This is a genomic window from Stappia sp. (assembly GCF_048268045.1).
Lineage (GTDB): Bacteria > Pseudomonadota > Alphaproteobacteria > Rhizobiales > Stappiaceae > Stappia.
The window spans coordinates 338403-364121 of sequence record NZ_JBLWWG010000004.1 but is presented as its reverse complement, the minus strand read 5'-3'; the positions used below and the strand labels follow the sequence as shown (position 1 = coordinate 364121).

The 25719-nt window shown below is 67.3% G+C and carries 26 protein-coding genes; 8 read left to right on the top strand and 18 right to left on the bottom strand.

The window, feature by feature from the left end:
* Nucleotides 1-5: 5 nt before the first annotated feature.
* The 7 genes from ACN0WF_RS09075 to ACN0WF_RS09045 form a co-directional block, all read right to left on the bottom strand.
* Nucleotides 6-650 (bottom strand): copper chaperone PCu(A)C, encoded by a 645-nt coding sequence (locus ACN0WF_RS09075; RefSeq protein WP_417772482.1) that lies wholly within the window; start codon nucleotides 648-650, stop codon nucleotides 6-8.
* Between the two features lie 91 nt (nucleotides 651-741).
* Nucleotides 742-1185 carry a hypothetical protein gene (locus tag ACN0WF_RS09070; protein WP_417772481.1) on the bottom strand — a complete coding sequence of 148 codons (444 nt, stop codon included), beginning with the start codon at nucleotides 1183-1185 and terminating at the stop codon, nucleotides 742-744.
* A 70-nt stretch (nucleotides 1186-1255) separates the two neighbouring features.
* Entirely contained in the window at nucleotides 1256-2716 is a 1461-nt protein-coding gene (locus ACN0WF_RS09065) for an MFS transporter (RefSeq protein ID WP_417772480.1), read from the bottom strand.
* A 164-nt stretch (nucleotides 2717-2880) separates the two neighbouring features.
* Nucleotides 2881-4800: a 1-deoxy-D-xylulose-5-phosphate synthase gene (gene dxs / locus ACN0WF_RS09060; protein WP_417772479.1), complete on the bottom strand. Its 1920-nt coding sequence runs from the start codon at nucleotides 4798-4800 to the stop codon at nucleotides 2881-2883.
* A gap of 386 nt (nucleotides 4801-5186) precedes the next feature.
* Nucleotides 5187-6506: a 3,4-dihydroxy-2-butanone-4-phosphate synthase gene (gene ribB / locus ACN0WF_RS09055; protein ID WP_417772478.1), complete on the bottom strand. Its 1320-nt coding sequence runs from the start codon at nucleotides 6504-6506 to the stop codon at nucleotides 5187-5189.
* 69 nt (nucleotides 6507-6575) lie between these two features.
* Nucleotides 6576-7661: a chorismate synthase gene (aroC, locus tag ACN0WF_RS09050; RefSeq protein WP_417772477.1), complete on the bottom strand. Its 1086-nt coding sequence runs from the start codon at nucleotides 7659-7661 to the stop codon at nucleotides 6576-6578.
* Nucleotides 7662-7769: 108 nt separating this feature from the next.
* On the bottom strand, nucleotides 7770-9017 hold the full coding sequence (locus tag ACN0WF_RS09045) for a DUF3095 domain-containing protein (protein WP_417772476.1): 1248 nt from the start codon (nucleotides 9015-9017) through the stop codon (nucleotides 7770-7772).
* Between the two features lie 189 nt (nucleotides 9018-9206).
* Here ACN0WF_RS09045 and ACN0WF_RS09040 point away from each other — a divergent pair, with 189 nt between their 5' ends.
* Nucleotides 9207-9470 carry a DUF1344 domain-containing protein gene (locus ACN0WF_RS09040; RefSeq protein WP_417772475.1) on the top strand — a complete coding sequence of 88 codons (264 nt, stop codon included), beginning with the start codon at nucleotides 9207-9209 and terminating at the stop codon, nucleotides 9468-9470.
* A gap of 48 nt (nucleotides 9471-9518) precedes the next feature.
* On the opposite strand, the gene ACN0WF_RS09035 is transcribed toward ACN0WF_RS09040, so the two are convergent.
* Nucleotides 9519-10172, bottom strand: a complete 654-nt coding sequence (locus tag ACN0WF_RS09035; protein ID WP_417772474.1) for a hypothetical protein — start codon at nucleotides 10170-10172, stop codon at nucleotides 9519-9521.
* Between the two features lie 286 nt (nucleotides 10173-10458).
* Between ACN0WF_RS09035 and ACN0WF_RS09030 the strand changes: the two genes are divergently transcribed.
* A complete protein-coding gene (locus tag ACN0WF_RS09030) occupies nucleotides 10459-11085 on the top strand; it encodes a LysE family translocator (protein ID WP_417772473.1) in 627 nt (208 codons plus the stop codon).
* A 37-nt stretch (nucleotides 11086-11122) separates the two neighbouring features.
* On the opposite strand, the gene ACN0WF_RS09025 is transcribed toward ACN0WF_RS09030, so the two are convergent.
* From ACN0WF_RS09025 to ACN0WF_RS09010, 4 genes are all read right to left on the bottom strand, one after another.
* Nucleotides 11123-11395, bottom strand: a complete 273-nt coding sequence (locus ACN0WF_RS09025; protein WP_417772472.1) for a hypothetical protein — start codon at nucleotides 11393-11395, stop codon at nucleotides 11123-11125.
* 135 nt (nucleotides 11396-11530) lie between these two features.
* On the bottom strand, nucleotides 11531-11959 hold the full coding sequence (locus tag ACN0WF_RS09020; protein ID WP_417772471.1) for a TIGR02301 family protein: 429 nt from the start codon (nucleotides 11957-11959) through the stop codon (nucleotides 11531-11533).
* An 89-nt stretch (nucleotides 11960-12048) separates the two neighbouring features.
* Nucleotides 12049-12495, bottom strand: coding sequence for an NUDIX hydrolase (locus tag ACN0WF_RS09015; protein WP_417772470.1), 447 nt, complete (start codon nucleotides 12493-12495; stop codon nucleotides 12049-12051).
* Nucleotides 12496-12556: 61 nt separating this feature from the next.
* A complete protein-coding gene (locus tag ACN0WF_RS09010) occupies nucleotides 12557-13063 on the bottom strand; it encodes a hypothetical protein (protein ID WP_417772469.1) in 507 nt (168 codons plus the stop codon).
* A gap of 119 nt (nucleotides 13064-13182) precedes the next feature.
* Between ACN0WF_RS09010 and ACN0WF_RS09005 the strand changes: the two genes are divergently transcribed.
* A complete protein-coding gene (locus tag ACN0WF_RS09005; RefSeq protein WP_417772468.1) occupies nucleotides 13183-13938 on the top strand; it encodes an SOS response-associated peptidase in 756 nt (251 codons plus the stop codon).
* Between the two features lie 24 nt (nucleotides 13939-13962).
* On the opposite strand, the gene ACN0WF_RS09000 is transcribed toward ACN0WF_RS09005, so the two are convergent.
* Complete coding sequence (locus tag ACN0WF_RS09000) at nucleotides 13963-15387, bottom strand: FAD-binding oxidoreductase (RefSeq protein WP_417772467.1); 1425 nt, start codon at nucleotides 15385-15387, stop codon at nucleotides 13963-13965.
* 224 nt (nucleotides 15388-15611) lie between these two features.
* Here ACN0WF_RS09000 and fabI point away from each other — a divergent pair, with 224 nt between their 5' ends.
* Together fabI and ACN0WF_RS08990 are read left to right on the top strand one after the other, a co-directional pair.
* On the top strand, nucleotides 15612-16430 hold the full coding sequence (fabI, locus tag ACN0WF_RS08995) for an enoyl-ACP reductase FabI (RefSeq protein ID WP_417772466.1): 819 nt from the start codon (nucleotides 15612-15614) through the stop codon (nucleotides 16428-16430).
* Between the two features lie 130 nt (nucleotides 16431-16560).
* Nucleotides 16561-17187 (top strand): histidine phosphatase family protein, encoded by a 627-nt coding sequence (locus ACN0WF_RS08990; protein ID WP_417772465.1) that lies wholly within the window; start codon nucleotides 16561-16563, stop codon nucleotides 17185-17187.
* Between the two features lie 33 nt (nucleotides 17188-17220).
* Here ACN0WF_RS08990 and ACN0WF_RS08985 read toward each other — a convergent pair whose 3' ends face one another.
* Nucleotides 17221-18495: a L,D-transpeptidase family protein gene (locus ACN0WF_RS08985; RefSeq protein WP_417772464.1), complete on the bottom strand. Its 1275-nt coding sequence runs from the start codon at nucleotides 18493-18495 to the stop codon at nucleotides 17221-17223.
* Nucleotides 18496-18855: 360 nt separating this feature from the next.
* Here ACN0WF_RS08985 and ACN0WF_RS08980 point away from each other — a divergent pair, with 360 nt between their 5' ends.
* Entirely contained in the window at nucleotides 18856-19623 is a 768-nt protein-coding gene (locus tag ACN0WF_RS08980; RefSeq protein WP_417772463.1) for a hypothetical protein, read from the top strand.
* A gap of 13 nt (nucleotides 19624-19636) precedes the next feature.
* Here the strand turns inward: ACN0WF_RS08980 and ACN0WF_RS08975 are convergent, their stop codons facing one another.
* The 4 genes from ACN0WF_RS08975 to ACN0WF_RS08960 form a co-directional block, all read right to left on the bottom strand.
* Complete coding sequence (locus ACN0WF_RS08975) at nucleotides 19637-20125, bottom strand: GNAT family N-acetyltransferase (protein ID WP_417772462.1); 489 nt, start codon at nucleotides 20123-20125, stop codon at nucleotides 19637-19639.
* 15 nt (nucleotides 20126-20140) lie between these two features.
* The gene (locus ACN0WF_RS08970) at nucleotides 20141-21463 is read right to left on the bottom strand and encodes an ArgE/DapE family deacylase (RefSeq protein ID WP_417772461.1); all 1323 of its coding nucleotides are present in this window, start codon (nucleotides 21461-21463) and stop codon (nucleotides 20141-20143) included.
* 121 nt (nucleotides 21464-21584) lie between these two features.
* On the bottom strand, nucleotides 21585-22919 hold the full coding sequence (locus ACN0WF_RS08965; RefSeq protein ID WP_417772460.1) for a dihydroorotase: 1335 nt from the start codon (nucleotides 22917-22919) through the stop codon (nucleotides 21585-21587).
* On the bottom strand, nucleotides 22912-23715 hold the full coding sequence (locus tag ACN0WF_RS08960) for a class II glutamine amidotransferase (protein ID WP_417772459.1): 804 nt from the start codon (nucleotides 23713-23715) through the stop codon (nucleotides 22912-22914). Before ACN0WF_RS08960 ends, ACN0WF_RS08965 begins: the two co-directional genes overlap by 8 nt.
* A gap of 361 nt (nucleotides 23716-24076) precedes the next feature.
* On the opposite strand from ACN0WF_RS08960, the gene ACN0WF_RS08955 reads away from it, so the two are divergent.
* Together ACN0WF_RS08955 and ACN0WF_RS08950 are read left to right on the top strand one after the other, a co-directional pair.
* On the top strand, nucleotides 24077-24994 hold the full coding sequence (locus ACN0WF_RS08955) for a YgfZ/GcvT domain-containing protein (RefSeq protein ID WP_417772458.1): 918 nt from the start codon (nucleotides 24077-24079) through the stop codon (nucleotides 24992-24994).
* On the top strand, nucleotides 24991-25623 hold the full coding sequence (locus ACN0WF_RS08950; protein WP_417772457.1) for a YfbR-like 5'-deoxynucleotidase: 633 nt from the start codon (nucleotides 24991-24993) through the stop codon (nucleotides 25621-25623). The genes ACN0WF_RS08955 and ACN0WF_RS08950 overlap by 4 nt, the downstream gene beginning before the upstream one ends.
* Nucleotides 25624-25719: the final 96 nt, after the last annotated feature.

The window sequence follows — 25719 nt, the reverse complement described above, 5'->3', positions numbered from 1 at the left end:
GTTCCTCAGTTGTTGGAGCCGCCGCTCATCGTGCCATGGTCCATCTTGCCGTGGCCCATGTTGCTGTGGTCCATCGTGCCATGATCCATGCTGCCATGATCCATGGCACCCTTTTCCTGCGAACCGCCATGCGCGGCCTCGCCGTGTTCGGGGCCCTTGGCGCCGATGCGCTCGACCTTGAAGTTGAGCGTGACCTCGCCGGCCTTCTCGAAGGTCAGCGTCACCGGCACGTTTTCGTCCTGCTTCATCGGCTGCGTCAGGTCCAGGAACATGACGTGGTAGCCGCCGGGCTTGAGCTCGACGGTCGCGCCGGCGGGAACGACAATGCCGTCCTTCATCTCGCGCATGGTCATGATGCCGTCCGTGACGGCCATCTCGTGGATCTCGGTGCGCGCGGAAACGGGCGCCGACGCCGATACGAGCCGGTCGTCGGTGCTGCCGGCGTTCTCGATCTTGAGGAAGGCTCCGCCAGCCTTGGCGCGTGGCGGCGTGGCGCGGGTCCAGGCGCCCGACACGGTGATGTCGCCGACAGTCTTGCTGTCATGAGCGAAGGCCCCGCCCGTGGCAAGTGTTGCAGCCAGCAGCGCAGGCGCGGCGACACGCGCCAGCGGACGAAGAAGGGCGCGGGTGAAAGCGATGCAATTGGTCATGTGAGTATTCCGGTGTTTCGACGGGATTCGCGGGTGCGCGTCATGGCGCCACCCGGCGGAAGGCCCCTTGCGGGGCAACCCTGCGGCGGCGTTATGCCGGCACGCAGGTCCTTGCCGAAACCGGAGGGCCGCGGATTGCCCGGGCCGTCAGATGGGCCTCGTCCGGGGGAAAGGCGGGCGCGGTACGCGCCAGGCGGGGCTCGGCCGCCGGCTCTGTGTGTTCGACCGCGACGAAATTCATCGGCACCGCACCGATGATGCCGCTGCCGCATGTCAGGACATGCAGGCACACGGGGCCGCAAACGCATCCTCCCGGCGCGTGGCCGGCTGGATCCTGCGCGCCGCCGCCCGCCTCGCCCACGGCAAAGCCGCCGCCTCCGAGACAGATGATCGCGGTTCCCCGATCCGCCGCCGGGGCGGCATAGGCCGCCATCGGCGCGGCGACAACCTGCACAAGCAGCACCAGCATGGCGAAAAGCGCCAGGGGCAGCCGCTCGCGCCGGACGGCGCCGAGACATGTCGCGGATCTGTTCATGGCCGGGACAATGCCCCAGCCCCTTGCCGACGTCGAGTGCAGATTTGTCGCGGGCAGCGCGCGGACCTTCTCAGGGCTTGCGCTCGCCTGGCGCATCCGGCGCATCCTTGTCCAGCGGGCGCGAACCGGTCGCCTCGTCCTCGCCTGTCGGTTCCCCGCCCTCGCGCGTCTGCGGAGCCTCGTCGGCGACGCCATCCGCATCGGCTTCGGCGGTCTGATAGGTCTCCTCCTGCACCGCCGGCTCGTCCTCGGGGGTATCGTAGTCATAGGCCGGGAATTCTCCCGGCGAGATGACCTGCGGATCCTCCAGATCGAGTGGTTCGGGCGAGAGCACGGTACCGACCTGAGCGGTTGCGGCGTAGTCGAAGTCCGTCTTCTCCTCCGTTGTCGGCGCGGCGCGCTGGAACAGGCGCGAGAGGATATAGACGCCCATCACGGCCTGGATCAGCGCCGTCTGGAGAAAGAGGCCCCAGGGGCCGACCGCCTGCATCAGGAAAGCGGCGGCGAGCGGGCCGATCGAGGAACCGATGCCGAAGGCCAGGTTCATGCCGGACGAGGTCTCGACATAATCGTCGCGCTCGGCGTGGTCGAAGGCGTGCGAGGCGGCGATGGCATAGGCCGGCTGCACGGCGACGCCGGCCAGCATCGCCAGCGGCAGGGCGACCGCGAAGGAGGTGATCGGAACGCCGATGAAGACGACGCCGACGATCACCGAGGCAACCGACAGGCCGAGCAGCACATAGCGTCGGTCGAGCCTGTCGGAAATGCGGCCTATCGGCCACTGCGCCAGCGCGCCGGCGCCGATGATCGCGGCGGAGAAGAAGGCCGCTTCATTGGTGGTCATGCCGATCTGGATGGCGTAGAGCGGGGCCATCATGCCAAGTCCGCCCTGGGTGATGCCGATGAGCAGGACCGCGATCAGCGCCGTCGGCGACGTGCGGTAGAGCTTGACCGGGCGAAACCGGACAACGGTGATCGGCGCGGGCTGGTTGGCCGTCGTCAGCGACACCGGGATCACCGCGAGGCTGACGGCGACGGAGGCGATGACGAAGGGCACGAAGGTGGTGATGTCCATCTGCGTCAGCGACATCTGGCCGACCGTCATCGCGCCGTAGACCAGCAGAATGTAGATCGACATGATCGTGCCGCGGTTCTCGTTGCTGGCCTGTTCGTTCAGCCAGCTCTCGACGATCATGTAGAAGCCGGCGAGGCAGAAGCCGGCGATGATGCGAATAGCGGTCCAGGCCAGCGGATCGACGAAGACCGGATGCAGGATCGCGGCCGCCGACATCAGCGACACCAGCGCTGCGAAGGCGCGGATGTGGCCGGCGCGCATGATCACATAGGGCGCGCCGAGGCAGCCGAGCACCAGACCGAAGTAGAAGCTGGAGGAAACCAGACCAACGGCAAGCTCGGAAAAGCCGGCCCTGTCACCGGCCAGCGGCAGCAGCGTATTCTGCAGGCCGTGGCCGAAAACCAGCAGCGTGATCGCGATCAGAAGGGCCGTGACGGGGGCCAGTGCCTGAGCCATGGGGCGGCGGTCCTTTCGCGCGCGGGATTGTTCACTTGCAGAACATGACGTTTCCTGCCCGGGCGCAACGGCCCTGGAAAAGGCAGGCCCCGGTGGCGGAGCCGGCGCAAGTCCCGCCCTTTTACGAGCGGCTCATGTCAGCACTGCGTCGGTTTGCGGCCGCCTCACGCCCGCAGGACAGAGGCGCCCGCGTCCTTGCCCAGCGCGGTAAAGACCGTGGTCAGGATACCGCGCGCATCGAGCCCGGCCTGTGCATACATGACCTCGGGCTTGTCGTGGTCGATGAACAGATCCGGCAGACAGACCGGGCGCACCTTGAGCCCGGCGTCGAGCGCACCGCGCGTCGCCAGAAGCTGAAGCGCGTGGGCGGCGAAGCCACCCGCCGATCCATCCTCCACGAGGACGAGAACCTCGTGCTCGCGGGCAAGGCGCAGGATGAGATCCTCGTCGAGCGGCTTGGCGAATCGCGCATCGGCGACGGTGGTCGACAGACCGGCGGCGTCGAGTTCGTCGGCGGCCGCCAGGCATTCCTTCAACCGCGCGCCGAACGACAGGAGCGCCACCTTGGAGCCCTCGCGCAGCACCCGGCCCCGGCCGATGGCCAGCACCTCGCCGCGCGTCGGCAGTTCCATGCCGACGCCCTCGCCACGCGGATAGCGGAAGGAAATCGGCCCCTCGTCATAGGCCGCCGCCGTCGCCACCATGTGGCGCAGCTCGGCCTCGTCAGCCGCCGCCATCACCACGAAGCCGGGAAGGCAGGCGAGATAGGCCGTGTCGAAGCTTCCCGCGTGGGTCGGCCCGTCGGCACCGACAAGGCCGGCGCGGTCAATGGGAAAGCGCACCGGCAGCCCCTGGATCGCCACGTCGTGGACGACCTGGTCGTAGCCGCGCTGGAGGAAGGTCGAATAGATGGCACAGAACGGCTTGTAGCCCTCCGAGGCCATGCCGGCGGCGAAGGTCACCGCGTGCTGTTCGGCGATACCGACATCGAACACCCGCTTCGGGAATGCCTGGCCGAAGAGATCGAGGCCGGTGCCATCGGGCATGGCGGCGGTGATGCCGACGATGCGCTCGTCGTGGCGCGCTTCCTCGATCAGGCTCTCGGCGAAGACCCGCGTGTAGCTGGGCGCATTGGCCTTGGGCTTGGCCTGCTTGCCGGTGACGACGTCGAAACGGGCAACACCGTGATACTTGTCGGCCGAGGATTCGGCCGGCGCGTAGCCCTTGCCCTTGCGCGTCACCACATGGATCAGCACCGGCCCCTGGTGGGTGTCGCGCACGTTCTTCAGCACCGGCAGAAGATGATCGAGATTGTGCCCGTCGACCGGCCCCACGTAGTAGAAGCCGAGCTCCTCGAACATGGTGCCGCCGGTCCAGAAGCCGCGTGCGTATTCCTCCGCCCGCGCCGCCTTCTGCTGGAGCTGGCGGGGGAGAACCTTGGCAAGCTGCTTGGCCACGTCGCGAATGGTCATATAGGCCCGACCCGACACGAGGCGGGCCAGATAGGCGCTCATCGCACCAACCGGCGGGGCAATCGACATGTCGTTGTCGTTGAGGATGACCACCAGGCGCGAATGCTGCGCGCCGGCGTTGTTCATTGCCTCATAGGCCATGCCGGCGGACATGGCACCGTCGCCGATCACGGCGATGACGTTGTTGTCGCCCTCGTCCAGATCGCGGGCGACCGCCATGCCGAGGCCGGCGGAGATCGAGGTCGACGAATGGGCCGCGCCGAAGGGGTCGTACTCGCTCTCGGCACGCTTGGTGAACCCGGACAGGCCGCCGCCCTGGCGCAGCGTGCGGATGCGGTCGCGCCGGCCGGTCAGGATCTTGTGCGGATAGCACTGATGGCCGACGTCCCAGATCAGGCGGTCGCGCGGCGTGTCGAAGACATAGTGGATGGCCGTCGTCAGCTCGACCACGCCGAGCCCCGCGCCCAGATGGCCGCCCGTGACCGAGACCGCGTCGATCACCTCCGCGCGCAGCTCGTCGGCGAGCTGGCGCAGGTCCTTCTCCTGAAGACGGCGCAGGTCCTCGGGGGTTGTCACGGTGTCGAGAAGCGGCGTTTCGGGGCGTTGATACACGGACAGGATCCCGGGCTTGCGGCGTCGCACTCTGGCGACCGAACGAGCGGGCTCAATACCATCAAGACCCGCAAGGGCGCAAATAAGGCTCACCGACAGCTGCGGCAAGCCGTACATGCGCGGCGCGATGCCGCGCGCCAGACCTCTCCGCGCCTCCGGAAAACACCCTATGGGTTGCGCTGGCAATTGGGAAATTCGAGAGAAATTGCCGGGGGATGGGCAAAAAGGGGATGCAAGAGGCGAAAAAAAACACTAAACAGAAGTTGTGGTCGATGGGGCCACGTGCACAGTGATCAACTGAGGCCGTGTTCACACACGGCCTCTTTTTTTGCGCGCGTTCCACCATCGCACCGAAGCGGCGCCGCGACCCTGCCGCGGCGCGCGGCTTACCCCTCGCGGATCTCGGTCTTTTCGATGTCGATGCCGAATCCTTCCAGGCCAACATAACGGCGCTGGCGGGATGCGAGCAGCGTGATCGAGTTGACGCCGAGGTCCTTGAGGATCTGCGCTCCGATGCCGATCTCGCGCCACTGCTCCTCGCGCGCCTGGGCGGAATGATGCTCCTCGACCTCGGCGGCGGCGAGATCGCCGCGGGCGCGGCGCGTCTGCCGCGCGACGCCGACCGATCCCTCGCGCAGGTAGACGATGACGCCCCGTCCGCGGGCGGAGAAATCGCGCATCACGTCGTCGAGAACCCGCGTTTCGCCGAAGACGTCGTCGAGGACGGATTCAAGCTGCAGGCGCACCGGCACGTTGCGGCCGTCCAGAATGTCGCCAAAGACGATGGCGACATGGTGCATCGGGTCATAGGGAGTGGCGTAGGTGACCGCATAGGCGGGGCCGGCGACGGTTTCCACCGGCTGCTCGCTGATACGCTCGACCAGCCGCTCCATGCGCTGGCGCCAGGCGATGAGATCGGCGACCGACACCATCTTGAGATTGTTCTCGGCGGCGAATTCCGCCACCTGCTTGCCGCGCTTCACGGTGCCGTCGTCGTTGACCAGCTCGGAGATCACGCCGACCTCCGGCAGTCCGGCGAGCCGGCAAAGGTCGACCGCCGCCTCGGTGTGACCGGAGCGGATCAGCACGCCGCCCTCACGGGCGACCAGCGGGAAGACGTGCCCCGGACGGGCAAAATCGGCCGCCCCGGCGTTCGGGTTGGCGAGCCCACGCACGGTGGCGCAGCGCTCCTCACCCGAGATGCCGGTGGTCAGACCGTGGCGATAGTCGACGGAAATGGTGAAGGCGGTCGACAGCGGCGCGTCATTGTCGGCGACCATCGGGTCGAGCCGCAGGCGACGCGCCGTGTCGCGCGTCATCGGCGCGCAGACGATGCCGGAGGTGTGGCGGATCATGAACGCCATCTGTTCCGGCTTGATCAGGGAGGCGGCGACGATCAGGTCGCCCTCGTTCTCGCGGTCGTCGTCATCAGTGACAACGAGCATTTCACCACGTTCGAAGGCACGAATGGCCTCCGCGACACGGGACTGGGACATGTCCAATTCCTTGGGTCCTTTCAGGCCGAGCAGGTCGTTGGGTGTGACGGCGCCGCCGGTCGCGGCGGCGATCCGTTCCGCGCTGTCGCGCGACACCCAGACGCCGGGATCGTTGCAAAGCGCGGTCACCGCCGCCGGCGACATGCCGGCGCGACGGGCGAATGCCGACCGCGTTTCCTTCTTCTGTTGAAGCCACTCATCGAGACGCATGGCGACATGCTAGCCGACGGCACCTTCACCAGCAATGAAAAAGGATCAGAATTTCAGCGATACTGAATATCAGCCAACCTGGCCGCGATGGCGCAGGACGTGATCGGCCAGCACGCAGGCGAGCATGGCCTCGCCCACCGGCACGGCACGGATGCCGACGCAGGGATCGTGACGCCCCTTGGTGCGCAGGTCCACCTCCTCGCCGGCGCGCGTCACCGAGCGGCGCGGCGTGAGGATCGAGGACGTCGGCTTGACGGCGAAGCGGGCGACCACCGGCTCACCGGAGGAAATGCCGCCGAGCACGCCGCCGGCGTTGTTGGACAGGAACACGGGCCGACCGCCCTCCCCCTTGCGCATCTCGTCGGCGTTCTCCTCGCCGGTCAGTTCCGCCGCCTCGAAGCCGTTGCCGATCTCCACGCCCTTGACCGCGTTGATCGACATCAGCGCGCTGGCAATGTCCTGGTCGAGCTTGCCATAGAGCGGCGCACCGAGGCCGGCGGGCACGCCCTCGGCGACAACCTCGACCACGGCGCCGACGGAGGAGCCTTCCTTGCGGATAACATCGAGATACTCCGACCAGCGCGCCGCCGTCGTCGCGTCCGGGCAAAAGAACGGATTGTTGCCGATCTCGTCCCAGTCCCAGCGGGTGCGGTCGACCTTGTGCGGGCCGATCTGCACAAGCGCGCCGCGAATGGTGATGCCGGCGATCACCTTGCGCGCGATGGCGCCCGCAGCGACCCGCGCCGCCGTCTCGCGCGCCGAGGAGCGACCGCCGCCGCGATAGTCGCGGATGCCGTATTTGGCGTCATAGGTGTAGTCGGCGTGCCCGGGACGGAAGCTCTCCTTGATCTCGGAATAGTCCTTGGAGCGCTGGTCGGTGTTCTCGATCATCAGCGAGATCGGCGTGCCGGTGGTGCGCTGGACGCCCGCGTCGTCGACCATCACGCCGGAGAGGATGCGCACCTCGTCGGCCTCGCGCCGCTGGGTGGTGTATTTGGACTGGCCGGGCTTGCGCTTGTCGAGAAACGCCTGGATCTCCTCCGCCGTGATCGGGATCAGCGGCGGGCATCCGTCGACGACACAGCCAAGCGCTGGCCCGTGGCTCTCGCCCCAGGTGGTGACGCGGAACATGTGGCCAAAAGTGTTGTGCGACATCGACAAGACCCGGAGAAACGCATGAAGGGACCGGGGACAAGATCCCCATTCCGGTCTTCTAGGCGGTGAGCGGCAAAAATGAAAGCCGGTCGTCGCGACGCACGGAGGTCAGGCGTGCCCCTTCTCCCGCTCGAGCCGCGCCTCCAGGTCCAACGCCGCGCGGGTGAAGCCGCCGTCGTTGCCGTCGACGAAATGCACATGGCTCGACCGGTCGAGACCGAAGACGAGGCAGGTCATCAACGCCGCATCGGAGACATGCATGCCATAGGCGATGCGCCCCTCCCGCGAGGCCTCGTCCAGATAGGCTGCGAGCGCGCTGACCTGCGCCCCGGTCACATCGAGCACGAGGCGCAGCGTATCGTCGAACTTGCGAAAGTCCGTATTGACGACAACGTCGTCGAGATAACTGGACGCGTCGAAGGACCCGAGCCGGCGGCCGCTCGCGGTGGCATAGACGAAGGCCACCGAGGCGGCGAGCCCGCGCAGCAGCGTGCGCGCCATGCCGCGCCCCCAGCCGACCATGCGCACCTCCGCCATCAGCCCGGAGGGAGGAAAGCGGAAGCGCAGGTTGCTGCGCCGGGCGGGCGCGACCTTCGGACTGCGCGCGGCGAGGTCGAAGCCGAGCGCGCCGTCGAGATCGGCGAGAACGGCGCGCAGCTCCTCCGGCCGACCATCGCGCGGGCGCAGCAGCAGTGTCACCATGCAGCCGTGCTCGGCCGGCAGCGGTTCCCAGCGGCAGGACAGTCCGTCGAGATCGGCCGCGTCGCGCGCCTTGGTCTCCGCAATGCGGTAAGGGATGATCCGTTGCGGGTCCTTGAGGATGGCCTCGCCGCATTCGATGCCGCCGCCGGAGAACATCGCCAGATTGTTGCCGGGGCTCAGCTCGAACTTGGCGACCCGCAGATCGTGGCCCAGGGCACGGATGTCGGCGACCGGGATCGCGGCGACGCGCAAGTCGAGACCGCAGACCGCCTTCGCCATGGCGCGCACGCCGGCAAGCGCGCGTGACGCCTTTTCGGCGTGTTGCGGGGGGACTGCGGCAAGCGCGCCGTCGCCTCCGAAGACGAAGGGAAGCTCGGCGCGCCCGGCCGCATTGAGCACGGCGGCAACGACACTCGCGGCGATCATGTTCACCGTCTTGTAGCGCCCTTCTGCAAGGGCATCGCGAGAGCGCACGATGTCGGCGGCCAGCAGCACCCAGTCGTCCGGCAGCGGCTGGAAGGCGTCCGCCTCGCCGACGCGCGCGAACTCCGTGAACGCCGTCAATGTGGCGTAGAATTCCCCGCTTCCTGTCATCGCCTGCGCCATCGAAACGCCATCCTTGCGCTCTATCCAACCGCCCCTGCGCATCGTCATGGCGAGACGCGCCGGCTGTCTGCTCCCCTCTACGGGCACAGACTGCCCGCGGTTTTGCGAAAGAGCCAGCCACACGCTTTCGTGACAGGCGCAGTTCCGAACCGGAGCCGTTCCAGAGACTTGACGCAACACGACGGTTCCGCTTCGATCCAGTGCCGCCGCTTGAACGACGGCCCCACGGAGACCGCAATGACACGCTTTCTTCAGACCGCTCTTGCAACCCTCGTGGTGCTCGGCGCAACACTTTCCGCAGCGCTTGCCGGCGAAACCGAGGCCACGATCGTGGACATCAAGCCGGACACATCCTCGCTGGTCCTGTCGGACGGCGCCTCCTACCTGATTCCGGTCGACTTCTTCATCGACGACCTGAAGCCCGGCATGAAGGTGCTCGTGTTCTTTGACGAGGACAGCGGCGGACGCACGCTCACCGACGTGCAGATTCTCGACAACTGACCGACGGCCGGCGGGCCCTCCCGCCGGCTGCCCTCCTGCCTTTGCGTTTCAGTCGCCGGCGACGAAATAGTGCAGCGTCCCATCCGGGCCGATGCCGACGCGGTAGAACGTCCAGGTGCCGGTAATCGCCATGTCGGCGTAGTCGCCGGACGTGACGATGCGGAACATCTCGACCTTCTGCTCCGGCGACAGGCGCGCCAGCGGATAGCGGGCGAAATAGGGCCAGATGTACATTTCCTGCGCGCTGCCCGCGTCGGCGTGAACATATCCAGCCTCCATGATCTCCGACAAAATCGCCAGGATCTCCAGACCCTCGCCATCGCCCGAGGCCTCCTTGAGATAGGCGATCGGGTCGTCCATTTCCCCGAAGGTCAGCGTCGGCATCATCTCGTTGCCCTCGAGCACCATCCGAAGCTGCTCCAGATCGCCGGCCTTGGCCGCCTTGAGCAACTGGTCGCGCATTCGCGCCACCGGCTTTGGCAACTCGGCGTCGCCATAGTGGATTTCAGGGAGATTGACGGGAAGCGGCGCGGACATGTCGGAGGGTGCGGTGCCGGCCTCCGGCTCCAGTCCGTCCGGAATCCCGGCCGGCTGGTCGACCTCCGGCGGAGCGACCTGGATGCGCTCGGTGCTGACCGTGGCGGCAAGGCCTGGCGCGGTCGCGAAAAGGGCAAGGAATGCTGCGGCAAAGGCGGATTTCATCGGGGGGCTCGGTCCTGCGGCAAGAAGGGACAACCGTCCGGCGGACGTCGGTCGGCGTGAGCCTATACCACCGCCGGGGCCGGAGAAAAGGCATGGATCTCAACCGGCCCGCCCGCACGCGGTTGTGTCCAAGCGCGGTTGAGCAAGTCCGCCGCATTGTCTAAAGGGAGAGGAGCCGCACCGGCGGGGCTGGAAGCCGGGGCACGAGGGAGCGGCGGTATCCCGAAGGGGAAATCGCACCGGGCAGGGCCTGACGGCCGGAGAGCGAGCGCGTTTGCCGGAACCATTGTTTTTTTTCATCGGCATGGCGATCGGCCTGGCGACGAGCGCACCGGTCGGGCCGGTCAACATCGCCGCGGTTGAGCGGGCTCTGCGCCACGGCTTCGTGCCGGGCCTGCTGGCCGGCCTCGGCGCGGTTCTCGCCGATGGCGTCTACGCGAGCTTCGCCGCCTTCGGCATCACGGCGGTGTCGGAATTCGTCGAGGCCAACAGCGACATCATCCAGTTCGTCGGCGCGCTGCTGCTGATTGGCTTCGGCGTGCGGGTGCTGCGCTCGCATCCCCATCTCAGCGCCGACGCCCCGGGCAAGCAGACGGGCATGATTTCCGCCTTCTTCACCTGCTTCGCCATCACCATCACCAATCCCGGCGTGGTGCTCGGCTTTCTCGCGATCTTCGGCAGTCTCGGGAAATGGGCGCCCGACCCGGGCGATTACACCGGCGCCGCCTTCATGGTCGCCGGCGTGGTTTCCGGCGCGCTGGGCTGGTGGGTGTTGGTCTCGGCGACGGTCTCGCATCTGCGCGGACGCATGACCGACGCCTGGCTGGACTGGATGAACAGGATTTCCGGTCTGGCGCTGGTCGCCTTCGGCCTGGGCATCTTCGCCCATCTGGCCTATGCCGCCTGGAGCTGAGCGCGCCCCGGTCGTTCAGTGCAGTGAAGCCGGCCGTTCAGTGAAACTGGCGCATCACCGTGTAGTCGCCCCGGCGCACCCGGTCGGGAAAGCTCTCGACCAGCTCGGCAACCGCTTCCTCTCCGAAGGAGGCGACGAGGTCGGCCAGGGCGGTGAACAGGGCGGCATGAGCGACAGCGGCCGAATCGATGCCGTCGGCAACGGCCTCGGCAAAGGCCGTGTCGATGTAGCCGAGCGCCATCTGGCGGATCTCCTGATCCGTGACAGGCACGTCCTCGAACTCGATATCGCTTTGGTCGGTGTCCCGCATTCTCGCGCCGCTTTCGATTGATCTTGATTGGCTGATCGGGACAGTTTGCGTGAGTCGCGCCGCGAGCGTAAAGAAAACCTTAAAGTTCACCCCAAAATTTAAATTATATGGTTAACAACCGAGAGGCCCGCCGCGTCACCTGTTGTAGCGCGTCGTCACATTGCGAATGAGCGCGCCGCCCTCCTCGACATACCGCGAAAGCGCGGTTTCGGCCGCAGGCGTGCAGCGCCGGTAGACCGAGGAATACCCGCGATAGCCCTGGTTGAAGCGCTCGATGAAGCGCCGCTTGCGGTCGCCGTCCTGCACCTCCGCATCAAGCAGCGCCTGCATCTGGTCGCGCCACAGGCTGCCGTCCGGCGCACCGCACAGCGGGCGCAGGTAGTGCAGCGCACCGAGGATCTCCGCCAGGCGCATCAGCTCCGTCTCATAGGGCGGATCGTCGGGCCGCACGGGATCCTGCGCGCGAACGCCGGCGGCGGAAGCCACAATGAGCGCCACGGCAAGAACCGCCGAAAGAAGGCAGGCCTGCGCACGGCGTCGGGCAATCGCGGACGGGATTTTCACGGCAACGGCGATCATGGCGCAGAAGATGCGTCGGCGGGCCGGCTTGCGCAAGCGCGCCGTGACTGCCGCGCGCCGCGCCCCGCGCACCCTCACGCGGTTTCGATGCCAAGCAGACGCCGGATACGGGCGGCGGTGCCCGGCGTCATCGCCTGCGCATCGAGCGCATCGGGAGCGACGAAGGCCGCCTCGGCCGCGTCGTCACCGGCCACCAGAGCGCCCTGCGGCGCGCTGGCGCGAAATACCGCGATGACGAAATGCGCTCCAGGCTTCATCCCCGATGGCGGCGAGACGAGCTCGACGAGTTCGGCAGGCTGCGCCTCGATCCGCGCGCCCAGGCCGGTTTCCTCACGCAGCTCGCGCGCCGCCGCCTCGACCAGCATCTCGCCGTATTCGACGCTGCCGCCCGGCAGGCTCCAGTGGCCGAGATACGGCTCCTTGCCGCGTTTCACCAGCAGCACGCGGCCTGCGTCCTCGAGCAGAACGCTGACACCGAGGCGTGGCAGGGGAACGGGGACGATGTCTGGCGCGCTGGACATGGGGAAAAGTCGTGACATGCGGCGCGCGCGTGCGCAAGCAGGTGGCTCGCAAGCACGCGGTTCAGGCGAAGAGCGCGTCGATCTCGGCCTGCGAATCGGTGTCTTCCGCCTCGCTGGCGACCGGCTCGCCATGAATGATGGCACCGGCGGCGGCGATCAGCGGGCGCACCTCCTCCACAGTCTCGCGGGCAAGCATCTCGCTGATGGCGGTGATGTCGTCGCTCTCGCGGATGCGGCCCTGCTTCTCGCAGACGGCGGTGTCGAGCGTCGCAACCACGTCGCGCAACGCCCGGCGCACCTGCTCCGGGGCGGCGCGAAACGCCTCGATGGCGAGTTTCTTCTCGGCGAAACTGGAAGCCTCGAAATGCTGCTCGTAGTTCGCAGGAGCCCATTCAAGAACGTCTTCGGCGCATTCCGGCATTGCCGGAAGCATTTCGAGCATCATCACGACTTCGTTGAAATGGTTGAGGTAATCGGTTGCCAGACCGGTGCGCGGATTGATATTGGCCGCGGCGAGCTTGTCTGCCGACAACCGCCCTTTCCCCAATGTCAGATCCTCAACGGTCATCTATTCCGCCTCTTCAGTTCTGTTTGCAGGGAGTATAAATGTTATCCGGTTTCGAATTAGCTAATGTTGAGAGCGGGTTCCGAATGCGCCGCGGCGCTTCCTGAAAATGGAGAGGCATCATGTGCGGACGCTTCGTTCTGGCGGCGCCGCCGGCGGAAGTTCGAAATCTGTTCGGCTATGCGGATGAGCCTGACTTCCCGCCGCGCTACAACATCGCCCCGACCCAGCCGATCGCCACGGTTCGCCTGGAAGAAGGCGCGCGGCGCTTCCGGCTCGTGCGCTGGGGTCTGGTGCCGGGCTGGGCCAAGGATCCGGCCGCCTTGTCGCTGCTTGTCAACGCCCGCGCCGAGACGGCGGCGCAGAAGCCCTCGTTCCGCGCCGCCATGCGCCACCGCCGCTGTCTCGTGCCGGCCAGCGGCTACTATGAATGGTACCGTCCCGACACCGGCCAGAAGGTGCCCTACTGGATCCGGCCGCGCGACGGCGGGATCCTCGCCCTTGCCGGACTGTGGGAGGACTGGTGCGATCCGGACGGCGGCGTGATCGACACCGGCGCGCTTCTGACCGTGCCGGCGAACCACGCGCTTTCGGGCGTGCACAACCGCATGCCGGCGGTGATCCGGCCCGAGCATTTCGACCTGTGGCTCGACGTGAAGAACGCATCGGCGAAGGAGGTCAAGGCGCTGCTGCGCCCCCTGCCCGACGATTTCCTCGAGGCGATCCCGGTCGACACGCGCGTCAACGCGGCGCGGGCCGACGATCCAGGTCTCATCCGCGAGGCGGAGCCGGAGGTCGCGGCCCCCAAGCCGGCCCCGCGCAAACGCAAGACCGCCGGAGGCGGGGCCCCCGGCGGCGATCAGCTCGATCTCTTCTGAAGGGGAGCCGGCAACACGCCGGTGTCAGAGCACCCGGCCCGGATTGAGCGTGCAATTCGGATCGAAGGCGGCCTTGACGCGCTTCATCAGTTCCAGCTCCAGCGGGCTCTTCACTTCGGCGAGCAGATCGCGCTTGAGGCGGCCGATGCCGTGCTCGGCCGAGACCGAACCGGCGAACCTGCCGACGATGGCATGGACGATTTCGTTCATCTCGTCCCAGCGCGCCAGATAGGCGGCCTTGTCGGCGCCGACCGGCTGGCTGACGTTGAAGTGGATGTTGCCGTCGCCCATGTGGCCGAAGGGCACCGGACGGCAGCCAGGCACCATCTTCTCCACCGCGGCGATGGCCTCGTCGAGGAACCGGGGCACGCTGGCGACAGGCACGGAGACGTCATGCTTGATCGAGCCGCCTTCCTCGCGCTGCACTTCCGACATGCCGTGGCGCAGGTGCCAGAAGGCGGCGGCCTGGGCGTTCGATTCGGCAAGCGCGGCGTCGGCAACGAGGCCGGCCTCGAAGGCCTCGCCGAGGATCGTCTCCATCAGCGCCCGGGTCGGGTTTTCCCCGTCTTCCGTCTCGGTACCGGAAGACAGCTCCATCAGCACGTACCAGGGGTACGCCTCGGCGAGCGGATCGCGCGCGCCCTGCAGGTGGCGCAGCGTGAATTCGAGGCCGACGCGCGGCATCAGCTCGAAGCCGGTGAGCATGCCGCCGGCGCGGGCGCGGGCGGCCGCGAAGAGCTTCAACGCCTCATGCGGCGACTCAAGCCCGATAAAGGCGACATCTTGTGCGCGCGGACGCGGGAACAGCTTGATGACGGCGGCCGTGACGATGCCAAGCGTCCCTTCCGCACCGATAAACAATTGTTTCAGATCGTAACCGGTATTGTCCTTGCGAAGGCTCCTGAGCCCGTCGAGAACCCGCCCGTCGGCCATCACCACCTCGAGCCCCAGCACGAGATCGCGGGTGTTGCCATAGGCCAGAACGGCGGTGCCACCGGCGTTGGTGGAGATGTTTCCGCCAATCTGACACGACCCCTGAGAGCCAAGCGTCAGCGGGAACAGACGGTCGGCCTCCTCGGCCGCGTCATGGATCGCCTGAAGCGTGCAACCAGCCTCCACCGTCATCGAGAAGCCTTCGGCATCAACCTCGCGCACCCGGTTCAGCCTGCCCAGGCTCAGAACGATTTCGCGTGCTGAATCATTGGGGATCTGCCCTCCGACGAGGCCGGTGTTGCCGCCTTGCGGGATGATCTTGAGACCGTTCGCATCGGCGTGGGCAAGGATCGCGGCGACCTCTTCGCGCGTTCCCGGGCGCAGCACGGCCGGCGTCTCCCCCTGATAGAGATCGCGCCATTCGCGCAGGAAGGGAGCCATGTCCTGCGGGTCGGTCAGGACATTGGCCTCACCGACGATTTCGGCGAAGCGGGACAGGGTCTCGGGAGCGAGCATCGGCGGCACCGTCTTGTTTCGAAGGGCGTGTGGAGCGGTGGGCCGACGCATATCACATTTTGCTTCAGCGTCGACAATCTCCGTGTTCTCTCTGTGGCTTGAAGCTGTTTGGGCGCTGTGCCATAGGAACCCCTCCCTGCGAGGAGCGGTTGCCCCGCGGGCAGGGACATGCGCGGATACCGTCGGTATTCACGCAAGCTGATTGTGCGTGCAGGAGACGAAGCATGGCGACGACACAGGGACTGATGGCTGGGAAGCGCGGGCTTATTATGGGCGTCGCCAACAATCGGTCCATCGCTTGGGGAATTGCCAAGGCATTGTCGGACTCGGGCGCGGAGATCGCGCTGACCTATCAGGGCGACGCGCTGCGCAAGCGGGTCGAGCCGCTCGCCAAGGAGCTTGGCGCCATCGTCGTCGGCCATTGCGACGTGACGGACGAGACGACCATCGACGCGGTGTTCGACAAGCTGGCCGAGACCTGGGGCAAGATCGACTTTGTCGTTCACGCCGTCGCCTTCTCCGACAAGGACGAGCTGACGGGCCGCTATGTCGACACCAGCGCCGACAACTTCCGCCACACGATGCAGATCTCCTGCTACTCGCTGACCTCCGTCGCCCAGCGCGCCGAGAAGCTGATGAGCGAGGGCGGCTCCATTCTCACGCTGACCTACTACGGCGCCGAGAAGGTGATGCCGCACTACAACGTCATGGGCGTCGCCAAGGCCGCGCTCGAGGCGAGCGTGCGCTACCTGGCCGCGGACCTCGGCAAGAACGCGATCCGCGTCAACGCCATTTCGGCCGGCCCGATCAAGACGCTGGCGGCCTCCGGCATCGGCGACTTCCGCTATATCCTCAAGTGGAACGAGTACAACGCGCCGCTGCGCCGCACCGTCACCATCGAGGAAGTGGGCGATGCCGCCCTGTTCCTGCTGTCCGACCTGAGCCGCGCCGTCACCGGCGAGATCCAGCATGTGGATTGCGGCTACCACGTCGTCGGCATGAAGGCCGTCGACGCGCCGGACATCTCGGTCGTCAAGGACTGAGTAAGACATTCTCTGCCAGATAGGAGCACCGGGCGGCCTGCCGCCCGGTTTCTTATATCGCGCAAGGCGGGAGGGGGCTTCCGGCATCATCGCCGGGCGTGGGGCTGTCCGCCGACTTCCCGGAGCTGCCATGACCACGAACGACCCCGATGCCCTGCATCTCTCGCCGCCGTTTCTCGTCTTCATCCGCCACGGCCAGACCGACTGGAACGCGGAGGGACGGATGCAGGGCCAGAAAGACATTCCCCTCAACGACACCGGCCGCGAGCAGGCCCGCCGCAACGGCGAGGCCCTGAAGGGCTTCCTCGACGGGCGCGGCATGAGCGATGCGGACCTCGCGTTCCTTTCCTCGCCGCTGTCGCGCACCGTCGAGACGATGCAGATCGTCTGCCGCGAGCTTGGCCGCGCGGAGGATTCGTTCCAGCGCGATGACCGGCTGCGCGAAATCACCTTCGGCGCCTGGGAGGGACACACGATCCCGGAACTTGCCGAGAGCCAGCCGCACAAGACCGCGGCCCGCAAGGCCGACAAATGGGGCTTCGTGCCGCCCGAGGGCGAGAGCTACTCCATGCTCTCCAACCGCATCGACGCCTGGCTGGCGACGGTGACGCGGCCCACCCTCGTGGTCTCGCACGGCGGTGTCATGCGCGTGCTGCGCGGCCGTCTCGAGCAGATCCCGCGCCAGGAGATTCCCGGCCTCGACACCCCGCAGGACAAGGTCCTCGTCTGGGACGGTCAGGCCTTCGACTGGATCTGATCCGGACGAAGCTCGAATGCGTGATGACCCGCCTTACTGGCGGGTCATCACGACGAAGTCGGTGCCAAGGCCCGAATGCAGGCGGAACGGCCGGTCGGTGACCGTCAGCGACGAGCCGATGGCAAGCTGCCCCTCGACGAAGGCGCGCGCCTCCGCGGTCCACTCGATCCGGTCCAGCACGCTTGCCGCGCTGACGCCCTCGACCTCCTCGGCGGCAACGCCCATCCAGCGCGGGCCGCCCCTGTCCTTGCCGATCAGCGTGAAGAGATAGGTGCCGAGCGGCGCGTCCGGGTCCTTCAGCGTGATGCCGGCGGCGTAGATTTCCTTGAACTTGCGACGCACCAGCAACCGCCCGGTCGACGGGCCGCTCTCGCCCGCCTCCTTGTAGAGCGCCTTCAGCACCACATCCGTCGGATTGCCGGTAATCGGCAACTCCGCGCCTTCCTGGAACAGGCGAATGGCGTCGCGGGTCTTGCGCCCCATGACGCCGTCGACGGGTCCGGGCCGGTAGCCGAGACGATCAAGCAGGCGCTGCATCTCGCGCACCCGCTCCACCGGCGTCGCGCGGGTGATGAGCATGCGCAAGGGCTCGCCCGGCTGCGCCTGCAGCTCGACATTGCCGATGGCGCCGACGGTGGCCGGCTCGCTGTCGGCGATGGCAGGCGCCGGCAGGCCCGGACGCAGGCCGACGATGCTCTCGTCGAGGCTCGCCACCTCGGTCGCGCGGGAGCCTGAGCCCGGCAGCGCGGCGCTGACGATCTCGTCGGGATGGGTGCGGCCGCGGGTGACGATGACATGGCCGCCGTGCTCGGTCATGCCGAAGAGATTCTTGGCGAAGCCGCGCGGCAGACGCACGCAGCCGTGCGAGGCCGGATAGTTCGGCACTCTGCCCTCATGCAGCGCAATGCCCGACCACGTCAGCCGCTGCATGTAGGGCATCGGCGCGTTGTCGTAGATGTTGGAGAAATGCCGCCGGCGCTTTTCCAGAATGCTGAAAACGCCCGTCGGCGTGCCATGCCCGGCTTTGCCGGAGGAAACGCGCGTCGTCTCGATCAGCCGCGTGCCGCGATAGACGTCGAGCCTCTGCTCCGACAGCGACACGAGGATCTGGAGCGGCGCGTCCTCGTCGACCAGGGGCGCCGACAGCGAGGCGGCCTTTTCGCCGGCCACCGGCTTCAGGCCGGCCACATCGTGGGCGCGCGCCGGACCGGCGGCAAGCATCGCGACAAGGCTCAGGGCCATCACCGCCCCGGAGACGCGGGCGCTGGTGGAACCGACTATCACCGACCTGTCTTTCGTCCTGAACACTGCAAAGATCCTCGATCTCGTTCCGGCTTTTCGCGAGTACTCTAGCGTGAAGCCGTGAATCCCTGGTTAGTCTTGCCCAGATATGGCGGAGATCGCGTCACATCGCCGTGATCGCAGTCACAGGCTGTCGCATCCGCAATCTCCCGAGCGGGAAAGCACGGAGCCCTGTCGCCGATTCGCGCATGTCCACACAAAACACTACCAAAACATCGAAATAAGCTTGCCTCTGTCAGGCCTTTCAAGGTTGCGACTCGGCACTCGATTCGGAATCTATTTACCAAGACGGCCCGTTTCGGACCGGCCACCCGAAAAGAAACGCATTTGCGCTCGACCCCGCCGGGGCCGACAAAGGAGATTGCTGTGCTCAAAGCTCCTGACACGACCGACATCAAGACGCTTTCGCTGTTCACCGACATCGGCGACATCCGCATGACGGACTGTCCCGTGGAGGTGGAAGCCCTGCCGGTCGTGAACAAGCTGCTGCAACAGCACCCCTGCTTCCGCAACATGAGCGAGACCTTCGAGGCCGGGCTCTTCGACATCGTCGAGATGAACTTCCTGGAGTGCAACCCGCCGCAGGAGCAGGCGCTGCGCCATCTCGTCCACCTGCTGTCGCGGCGCATCCTCGATATCTTCGAGGCCTCGCTGCTGATGAAGCAGCTGGCGCTGGAGGACGGCACCGCCCGGCTCACCGGCGCGCAACTGTCCGCCTTCGTCGAGACGGCGCGCGAGGAAGCGCAGATCCAGTGCCTCGACATCAACGAGCTGCGTCCGACCAGCGAGGAGATGGCCTATGCGGCGGTGCTGCGCACCATCTTCGACGAGCTGCGCGCCTATCTGGGTCTGCCGACGCTCGACCTGGAGTTCCTTATCCCCGAGCTCAAGTCCTGCATGGACCTCGTGATCCAGCGCCATGTCTGGCGGCGGGTGCGCATCGAGACGGAGACCCATCGCCGCGTCGGCAGCCAGATCGAATCGCTGATGACGCTGGCCTCGGACACCGGCACACCACGCGTCCCGCGCCTGTTCACCATCCGCCCGATCCCCGCCCGCGCCCGCATCGCAGACCTGACCGCCGTGCTTGGCGGTCGCGGCGGCCACGGATCGCTGCCGAGCCCGGCCGCCTGAGCGCGGCAAAGGGTCAGGCCGGCGCAAGCTCCTTGGCCATGTCGACGCGAAAGAAACCCGGCCGCGCCGCATTGGGGCGGCGGCCCGTCTCCACGTAACCGAGCCTTGTGTAGAGCGCGATGTTCCGCTCCATCAGCGCATTGGTGTAGAGTCGCATTTCGCGCTTGCCGGCCTGGCGCGCCCGCTCCTCCATCTCCGTCATCATCAACGGCCCGAGCCCGCGCCCCGCGTGCTCGGGCGCGACTGCGACGCTGTAGATCAGGTCGAAGTCCGGCGCATCGGTCTCCATCACGATGAGACCGAGCGCGACCCCCTCCCCGTCGCAGGCCAGATGCACCTCGCCGCGCGCGATGCGCGGGGCATAGTCCTCCTCGACGGGAAGCGGCGGATAGCCGAGCACCGGCACCCACGCCGCATAGGCGCGGCTGGTGATCCCCCGCACGGTTTCGAGATCATCGGCAAGGGCACGGCGGATTGCCGGCGGTTCGCTCTTCTCGCGCATCGTCTCGCCCTTCCTTCAGTCGGTGCCGGCGCGCGCCGTCTGCTGCGGCGCCTCCACCGGCTCGAGCCCGCACCATTCGGCGATGAAGAGCGCGATGGCGCCCGTCACCCGGCGGATCGAGGCAAGGCTGACGCGCTCGTCGAACCCGTGCACGCTCTCCGAGGTGGGGCCATAGACGAGGCACGGCATGCCGGCATAGATCACGAAGACACGCGCATCGAGATAGGCCGGCGTCACGAAGGTCTCAAGCGCCGCCTCGCTCGCAAGCCCATGCGCCCGGGCAAGCGCCGCTTCCGCCTCGCTGCCCTCGTCGAGCACATAGCCGCGGGCGAAGAAGCCGTTCCAGGTGACCTTCGGCGGACGGTTTCCGAGGAAGGCGTCGTCGGCGAGCGCCGAGGCCAGATGCGCCTCGATGGCCCGCGCCCGGTCCGCCGGATCGTCTCCGGGATAGATCGCGATCCGGCAGGAAAGCTTGCACCACGCCGGCACGGAGGAGGCCCAGTCGCCGCCCTCGATCCGCCCCACGTTGAAGTTGATCGGGTGGTCGAGATCCGCGAAATGCGGGTGGTCCGCCTTTTCCGCGTTCCACGCCTCGCACAGGTGCTTGAGCGCCTCGATGACCCGATAGCCCGCCTCGATGGCGTTGGCCCCGGAACCGGCCTCGCGCACATGCACCGGATGGCCGGCGACATGGACCTCGAACCACAGCACCCCGACATTGGCGCGCACCAGCCGTTCGTTCACCGGCTCGGGAATGATCGCCGCGTCCGCCGTATAGCCCTCGACGAGGCAGGCGAGCGCGCCGTTGCCGGTGCATTCCTCCTCCACCACGCTTTGCACATGCACCCGCGCCGCCGGCTGCAGGCCGAGGCGGCGGAGCGCGTCGAGGGCGAAGAGATTGGCGGCGATGCCGGCCTTCATGTCGCCGCCGCCGCGCCCATGGAGCCAGTCGCCGACACGCTTCGGCGTGAAGGGCGGGGAGACGTCCCACATCTCGTGCGGCCCCTCGGGCACCACGTCCATGTGTCCGTTGAGGATCAGCGAGCGCCCCGTCTCCACCCGCGGCCGATGGGTGGCGACGACGTTCACCGCCTCGCTGTAGTCGACGTCGACCGGCGAGAAGCCCGGATGATCATGGATCTTGTCGAGATCGATGGCGAAGCTGTCGACCGCGTAGCCGCGTCTTTCCAGCTCTCCGGCGATGAAGTCCTGTGCCGGCTTTTCCGCGCCCCGCAACGAGGGAAAGCGGATCAGCTCTTCGGTGAAGGCGATCTGCTCCTCGAAGCCGTCATCGACCGCACGCAGGATATCGCGGGCAAGGAAAGCATCCAGCATCATGACCTCGCTTTGGGAAGACAGGCCCGCAGCGGATCCGCCCGGGACAGGGAAGGAACGCCGGCGGCAGGGCTCCTGAACGAAAGCCCGGCCCGACCGCCGGCGCGCAGTCTCGCGCTGCCGCTCAGCCGCGCGGCAACGCCTCGTCGAACAGCACCGGGCGACCGGCGGAGGGGCCGGTCAGCTCGCCCTCCCACATCACCTGATTGCCGCGCACGAAGGTGCCGACCGGCCAGCCCGTCACGGTCTTGCCGTCATAGGGCGTCCAACCGCATTTGGAGGCGATCCAGTCATTGGTGATGGTCTCGCGGCGCTTCATGTCGACGACGGTGAAATCGGCGTCGTAACCGGCGGCGATGCGGCCCTTGCGGGCGATGCCGAAGAGCCGCTGCGGGCCGGCCGAGGTCATGTCGACGAAGCGGGCGAGCGACAGGCGGCCGGCGTTGACGTGGTCGAGCATGATCGGCACCAGGGTCTGCACGCCGGTCATGCCGGAGGGCGAGGCCGGATAGGGCTTCTGCTTTTCCTCCAGCAGGTGCGGGGCATGGTCGGAGCCGAAGATGTCGAGGATGCCCTGCTCCAGCCCCCACCACAGCCTCTCGCCATGGCGTTTGGCGCGCACCGGCGGGTTCATCTGCACCAGCGTTCCGAGCCGGTCATAGTCCTCGTCGGTCAGCGTCAGGTGGTGCGGCGTCACCTCGATGGAGGCGACATCCTTGTGCGGCATCAGGAAATCGACCTCCTCCGCCGTCGACAGGTGCAGGATGTGGATGCGTGCGCCCACCGAGCGGGCGATGCGCACGAGGCGCTCGGTGCATTGCAGCGCCGCCTGGGCGTCGCGCCACACGGGATGCGAGCGCGGATCGTTCTCCTTGCGCTCGCCCATGCGCTCGCGCAGGCGGAACTCGTCCTCGGAGTGGAAAGCGGCGCGCCGGCGGGTCCTGGACAGGATGCTCGCCACGCCGGCGTCATCTTCGACCAGCAGGTCGCCGGTGGAGGAGCCCATGAACACCTTGATGCCGGCAGCGCCCGGCAGGCGCTCCAGTTCGGGCAGGTCGTCGACGTTCTCCCGCGTGCCGCCGACCCAGAAGGCAAAGTCGGAGTGCATGCGGTCCGTGCCGCGGGCGATCTTGTCCTCGAGTGCCGCGGCACTCGTCGTCAGCGGATTGGTGTTCGGCATCTCGAAGACGGCCGTGACGCCACCCATGACGGCGGCGCGCGATCCCGACTCAAGATCCTCCTTGTGGTCGAGGCCCGGCTCGCGGAAATGCACCTGTGTGTCGATCACGCCCGGTAGCACATGCAGTCCGGTGCAGTCGATCGTCTTGCCGGCCTGCGCGGCGTCGAAGCTGCCGAGGCCGACGATCGTGCCCCCCCTTACCGCCACGTCCCGTTGTATGGCGCCGTCCTGGTTGACGACGGTGCCGTTCTTCAGGACGAGATCGTAGGTGTCAGGCATTCACGGTTCCTCGCGCATCGATCCGGACAAGCGGGCTGATGGTCACGCCCGCCCCGGAGAGTTCGTACAGGGCATCCGGCTCCACCTTGCGCCAGCGGTCGCAAGGCCCCTCAAGGGGCTCGGAGGCGAAAGCGCGGCCTCCGTGGTCCAGACAGTCCGACAGATAAAGCGTCGGAGCCCTGCCGTCATCCGCGGATCTGAAGGCAAAGATGCGCGTGCCGTCGCTGAAGGCACAGGTGAGCCGTGTCGGCTCGCCCCGCGTGCCGCGCTTTTCCGCGATTTCCGCAAGCTGCGTCAGCGTGCGCGACAGCGCCCCGGCCGGGTCCTCCTCCAGCCCGTTGGTCAGCAGCATGAGGAAAACCAGTTCCGAATCGGTCGTCCCGCGCCGGCCGGCGTAATAATCGTCGGCGATCACCGCCTCCATGTCGCGGCGCAGGACCGCGAAATTGCCGATGCCGCCATTGTGCATGAAGGCCCAGCGCCCGTGGACGAAGGGGTGGCAGTTGTCGCGCGAGGAGGCACCCGTCGTTGCCGCGCGCACATGGGCGAGAAACAGATGCGAGCGCACCAGCCGGCAGACGCTCGGCAGGTTGGTATCGGCCCAGGCGGGCAGCACGTCCTTGAAGAGCCCGGGCTCCGGCAGATGCCCATACCAGGCGATGCCGAAGCCGTCGCCATTGACCCGCAGCTTCGCCTCCTGAGCGTCCTGACTCTGGACGAGAAGCGAATGGCGCGGGCTTGCGATGATGTTTTCAAGCGGGATTTCGGTCCCGAGATAGGCAGCCAGGCGACACATGGCGAAACGGGCCCCAAACAGGCGCGGCCCCCGCCCGGCCACGGCGGCCGGCCACGGAACGCCGCAGGACAACGACGCGCGATCCTATCGCCGAGATCCGAACAAAGCGTGTCGAATTTTCAGCATCTCGCCCCCAAAGACCCGGATTTGCCCCGAATAAGCGCTGCTTTTTCGATCATTTTCCCCAAGAGCCTCTTGTCACGCCAACCGGCGACGGCGGCGCGGGTGTTTTTCGCAGGCGGCGCGGGACGATCCGACGCCCGCCCTTGTTGCGCCGGGCGATCCGGCCTATGTCGCAGGGGACGGTGTTTCCACGTAGCGGCATGAGGGCCGAGAGCCTTGTCGCGGGGCGGAGGGTTTGATGAGCGAGGGCACGGGTGTTCGCCTGTCCGGACGCGGCGTTCTGCGGGTTTGTGGCCCGGACGCGCGCCATTTCCTGCAGAATCTGCTGACCAACGATCTCGACACGGTGGATGAGACGGGCGCGGGCCATGGCGCCTTGCTGACACCGCAGGGCAAGATCCTGTTCGCCTTCCTGGTCGCCCGGGCACGCGACGCGCAGGACGCCTATCTGCTGGAAAGCGACGCGCAAAGCCTTGCCGAGCTTGCCCGACGCCTGCGGTTCTACAAGCTCCGCTCCAAGGTCGAGATCACCGATATCAGCGACACGACCTCCGTCCATGCGCTGTGGGGCGCGGACGCGCCAGCGGCTGAGGGAGCGCTCGCGAGGGCCGTGGTCTTCGCCGATCCGCGCCTTGCGGCGATGGGCACCCGCGTGCTGCTCGACCACGGCGAGGCGGGTGCGCCGGACGCGATCGAGGGTTTCTCGGCCGCGCCTGAAAGCGCCTATCACACACGCCGCGTCGTCTTTTGCGTGCCGGAAGCGCCCTTCGACTTTGCCCTCGGCGAGGCCTTTCCCCATGACGTCGACATGGACCAGCTCGGCGGCGTCGCCTTCGACAAGGGCTGCTTCGTCGGCCAGGAGGTGGTGAGCCGGATGCAGCACCGCGGCACGGCGCGCCGGCGCATCGTCAAGGTCTCGGCCGAGGACGACCTGCCGGAAAGCGGCGCGGAGATCCTTGCCGGCGACAAGCCGGCCGGCACGCTCGGCACCGTGTCGGGCACGCGCGCGCTGGCGCTGCTGCGCCTCGACCGCATCGCCTCGGCGCGGGCGAAGGGCGACGAGATCACCTGCAACGGCCTGCCGATCGAGGCAACGCTTCCCGAATGGGCGAGCTTCGCCTGGCCGGAGGTTTCCGGGGCGGAGGGCGGCGCGTGAGCGCGCGCGCCGCGCCGAAGAGCGAGCCTCGTGCCTGGCAGCGCATGCTGTCGGGCCGCCGGCTCAACCTGCTCGACCCCTCGCCGCTCGACGTGGAGATCGAGGACATCGCCCACGGGCTTGCCCGCGTCGCCCGCTGGAACGGACAGACCGTCGGCGACCACGCCTTTTCCGTCGCCGAACATTCGCTGCTGGTGGAGGAACTCGCCCGCCGGCTGGAGCCCGACCTCGCGCCCGACGACTGCCTTGCCGTGCTGCTGCATGACGCGCCGGAGTATGTGATCGGCGACATGATCTCGCCGTTCAAGGCGGTGATGGGCGGCAACTACAAGGAGATCGAGGCGCGGCTGCAGGGGGCGATCCACCTGAGCGTCGGCTTGCCGGCGGCGATGCCGGCGCGGGTCAAGCGGCTGGCCAAGAAGGCGGACACGCTCGCCGCCTATTTCGAGGCGGTGGAACTTGCCGGTTTCGATGACGCGGAGGCGGGGCGCATCTTCGGCCGGCCGAGCGGTTTCGGCGGCACCCGCGCCAGGGGACCGCGCCTCGGCCTGGCGCCGCTGCCCTCGGCGGCGGCGCAACGGCGCTTTCTGGCGCGTTTCGCCGCCATCCAGGAAGACCGCGCGCGGTAGCTGCCATCGCGCTGACACGCGCGGACGTGTATTTTGACCAGGATGTCTTTTGACCGGGATTCGGGCCCGGAAAGCGGCCATAACATATACAGGAGG

Excerpts from the sequence above, each read along its gene's own strand:
- fabI (WP_417772466.1), top strand. The coding sequence starts at position 15,612 with ATGGCGACGACACAGGGACTGATGGCTGGGAAGCGCGGGCTTATTATG.
- aroC (WP_417772477.1), bottom strand. The coding sequence starts at position 7,661 with ATGTCGCACAACACTTTTGGCCACATGTTCCGCGTCACCACCTGGGGC.
- ACN0WF_RS09000 (WP_417772467.1), bottom strand. The coding sequence starts at position 15,387 with ATGCTCGCTCCCGAGACCCTGTCCCGCTTCGCCGAAATCGTCGGTGAG.
- ACN0WF_RS09015 (WP_417772470.1), bottom strand. The coding sequence starts at position 12,495 with ATGTCCAGCGCGCCAGACATCGTCCCCGTTCCCCTGCCACGCCTCGGT.
- ACN0WF_RS08955 (WP_417772458.1), top strand. The coding sequence starts at position 24,077 with ATGAGCGAGGGCACGGGTGTTCGCCTGTCCGGACGCGGCGTTCTGCGG.
- ACN0WF_RS08965 (WP_417772460.1), bottom strand. The coding sequence starts at position 22,919 with ATGCCTGACACCTACGATCTCGTCCTGAAGAACGGCACCGTCGTCAAC.
- ACN0WF_RS09025 (WP_417772472.1), bottom strand. The coding sequence starts at position 11,395 with ATGCGGGACACCGACCAAAGCGATATCGAGTTCGAGGACGTGCCTGTC.
- ACN0WF_RS09070 (WP_417772481.1), bottom strand. The coding sequence starts at position 1,185 with ATGAACAGATCCGCGACATGTCTCGGCGCCGTCCGGCGCGAGCGGCTG.
- ACN0WF_RS08990 (WP_417772465.1), top strand. The coding sequence starts at position 16,561 with ATGACCACGAACGACCCCGATGCCCTGCATCTCTCGCCGCCGTTTCTC.
- ACN0WF_RS09035 (WP_417772474.1), bottom strand. The coding sequence starts at position 10,172 with ATGAAATCCGCCTTTGCCGCAGCATTCCTTGCCCTTTTCGCGACCGCG.
- ACN0WF_RS09045 (WP_417772476.1), bottom strand. The coding sequence starts at position 9,017 with ATGACGATGCGCAGGGGCGGTTGGATAGAGCGCAAGGATGGCGTTTCG.
- ribB (WP_417772478.1), bottom strand. The coding sequence starts at position 6,506 with ATGCGTCTCGATGAGTGGCTTCAACAGAAGAAGGAAACGCGGTCGGCA.
- ACN0WF_RS09040 (WP_417772475.1), top strand. The coding sequence starts at position 9,207 with ATGACACGCTTTCTTCAGACCGCTCTTGCAACCCTCGTGGTGCTCGGC.
- ACN0WF_RS09010 (WP_417772469.1), bottom strand. The coding sequence starts at position 13,063 with ATGACCGTTGAGGATCTGACATTGGGGAAAGGGCGGTTGTCGGCAGAC.
- ACN0WF_RS08970 (WP_417772461.1), bottom strand. The coding sequence starts at position 21,463 with ATGATGCTGGATGCTTTCCTTGCCCGCGATATCCTGCGTGCGGTCGAT.
- ACN0WF_RS08960 (WP_417772459.1), bottom strand. The coding sequence starts at position 23,715 with ATGTGTCGCCTGGCTGCCTATCTCGGGACCGAAATCCCGCTTGAAAAC.
- ACN0WF_RS09005 (WP_417772468.1), top strand. The coding sequence starts at position 13,183 with ATGTGCGGACGCTTCGTTCTGGCGGCGCCGCCGGCGGAAGTTCGAAAT.
- ACN0WF_RS08975 (WP_417772462.1), bottom strand. The coding sequence starts at position 20,125 with ATGCGCGAGAAGAGCGAACCGCCGGCAATCCGCCGTGCCCTTGCCGAT.
- ACN0WF_RS09065 (WP_417772480.1), bottom strand. The coding sequence starts at position 2,716 with ATGGCTCAGGCACTGGCCCCCGTCACGGCCCTTCTGATCGCGATCACG.
- ACN0WF_RS09075 (WP_417772482.1), bottom strand. The coding sequence starts at position 650 with ATGACCAATTGCATCGCTTTCACCCGCGCCCTTCTTCGTCCGCTGGCG.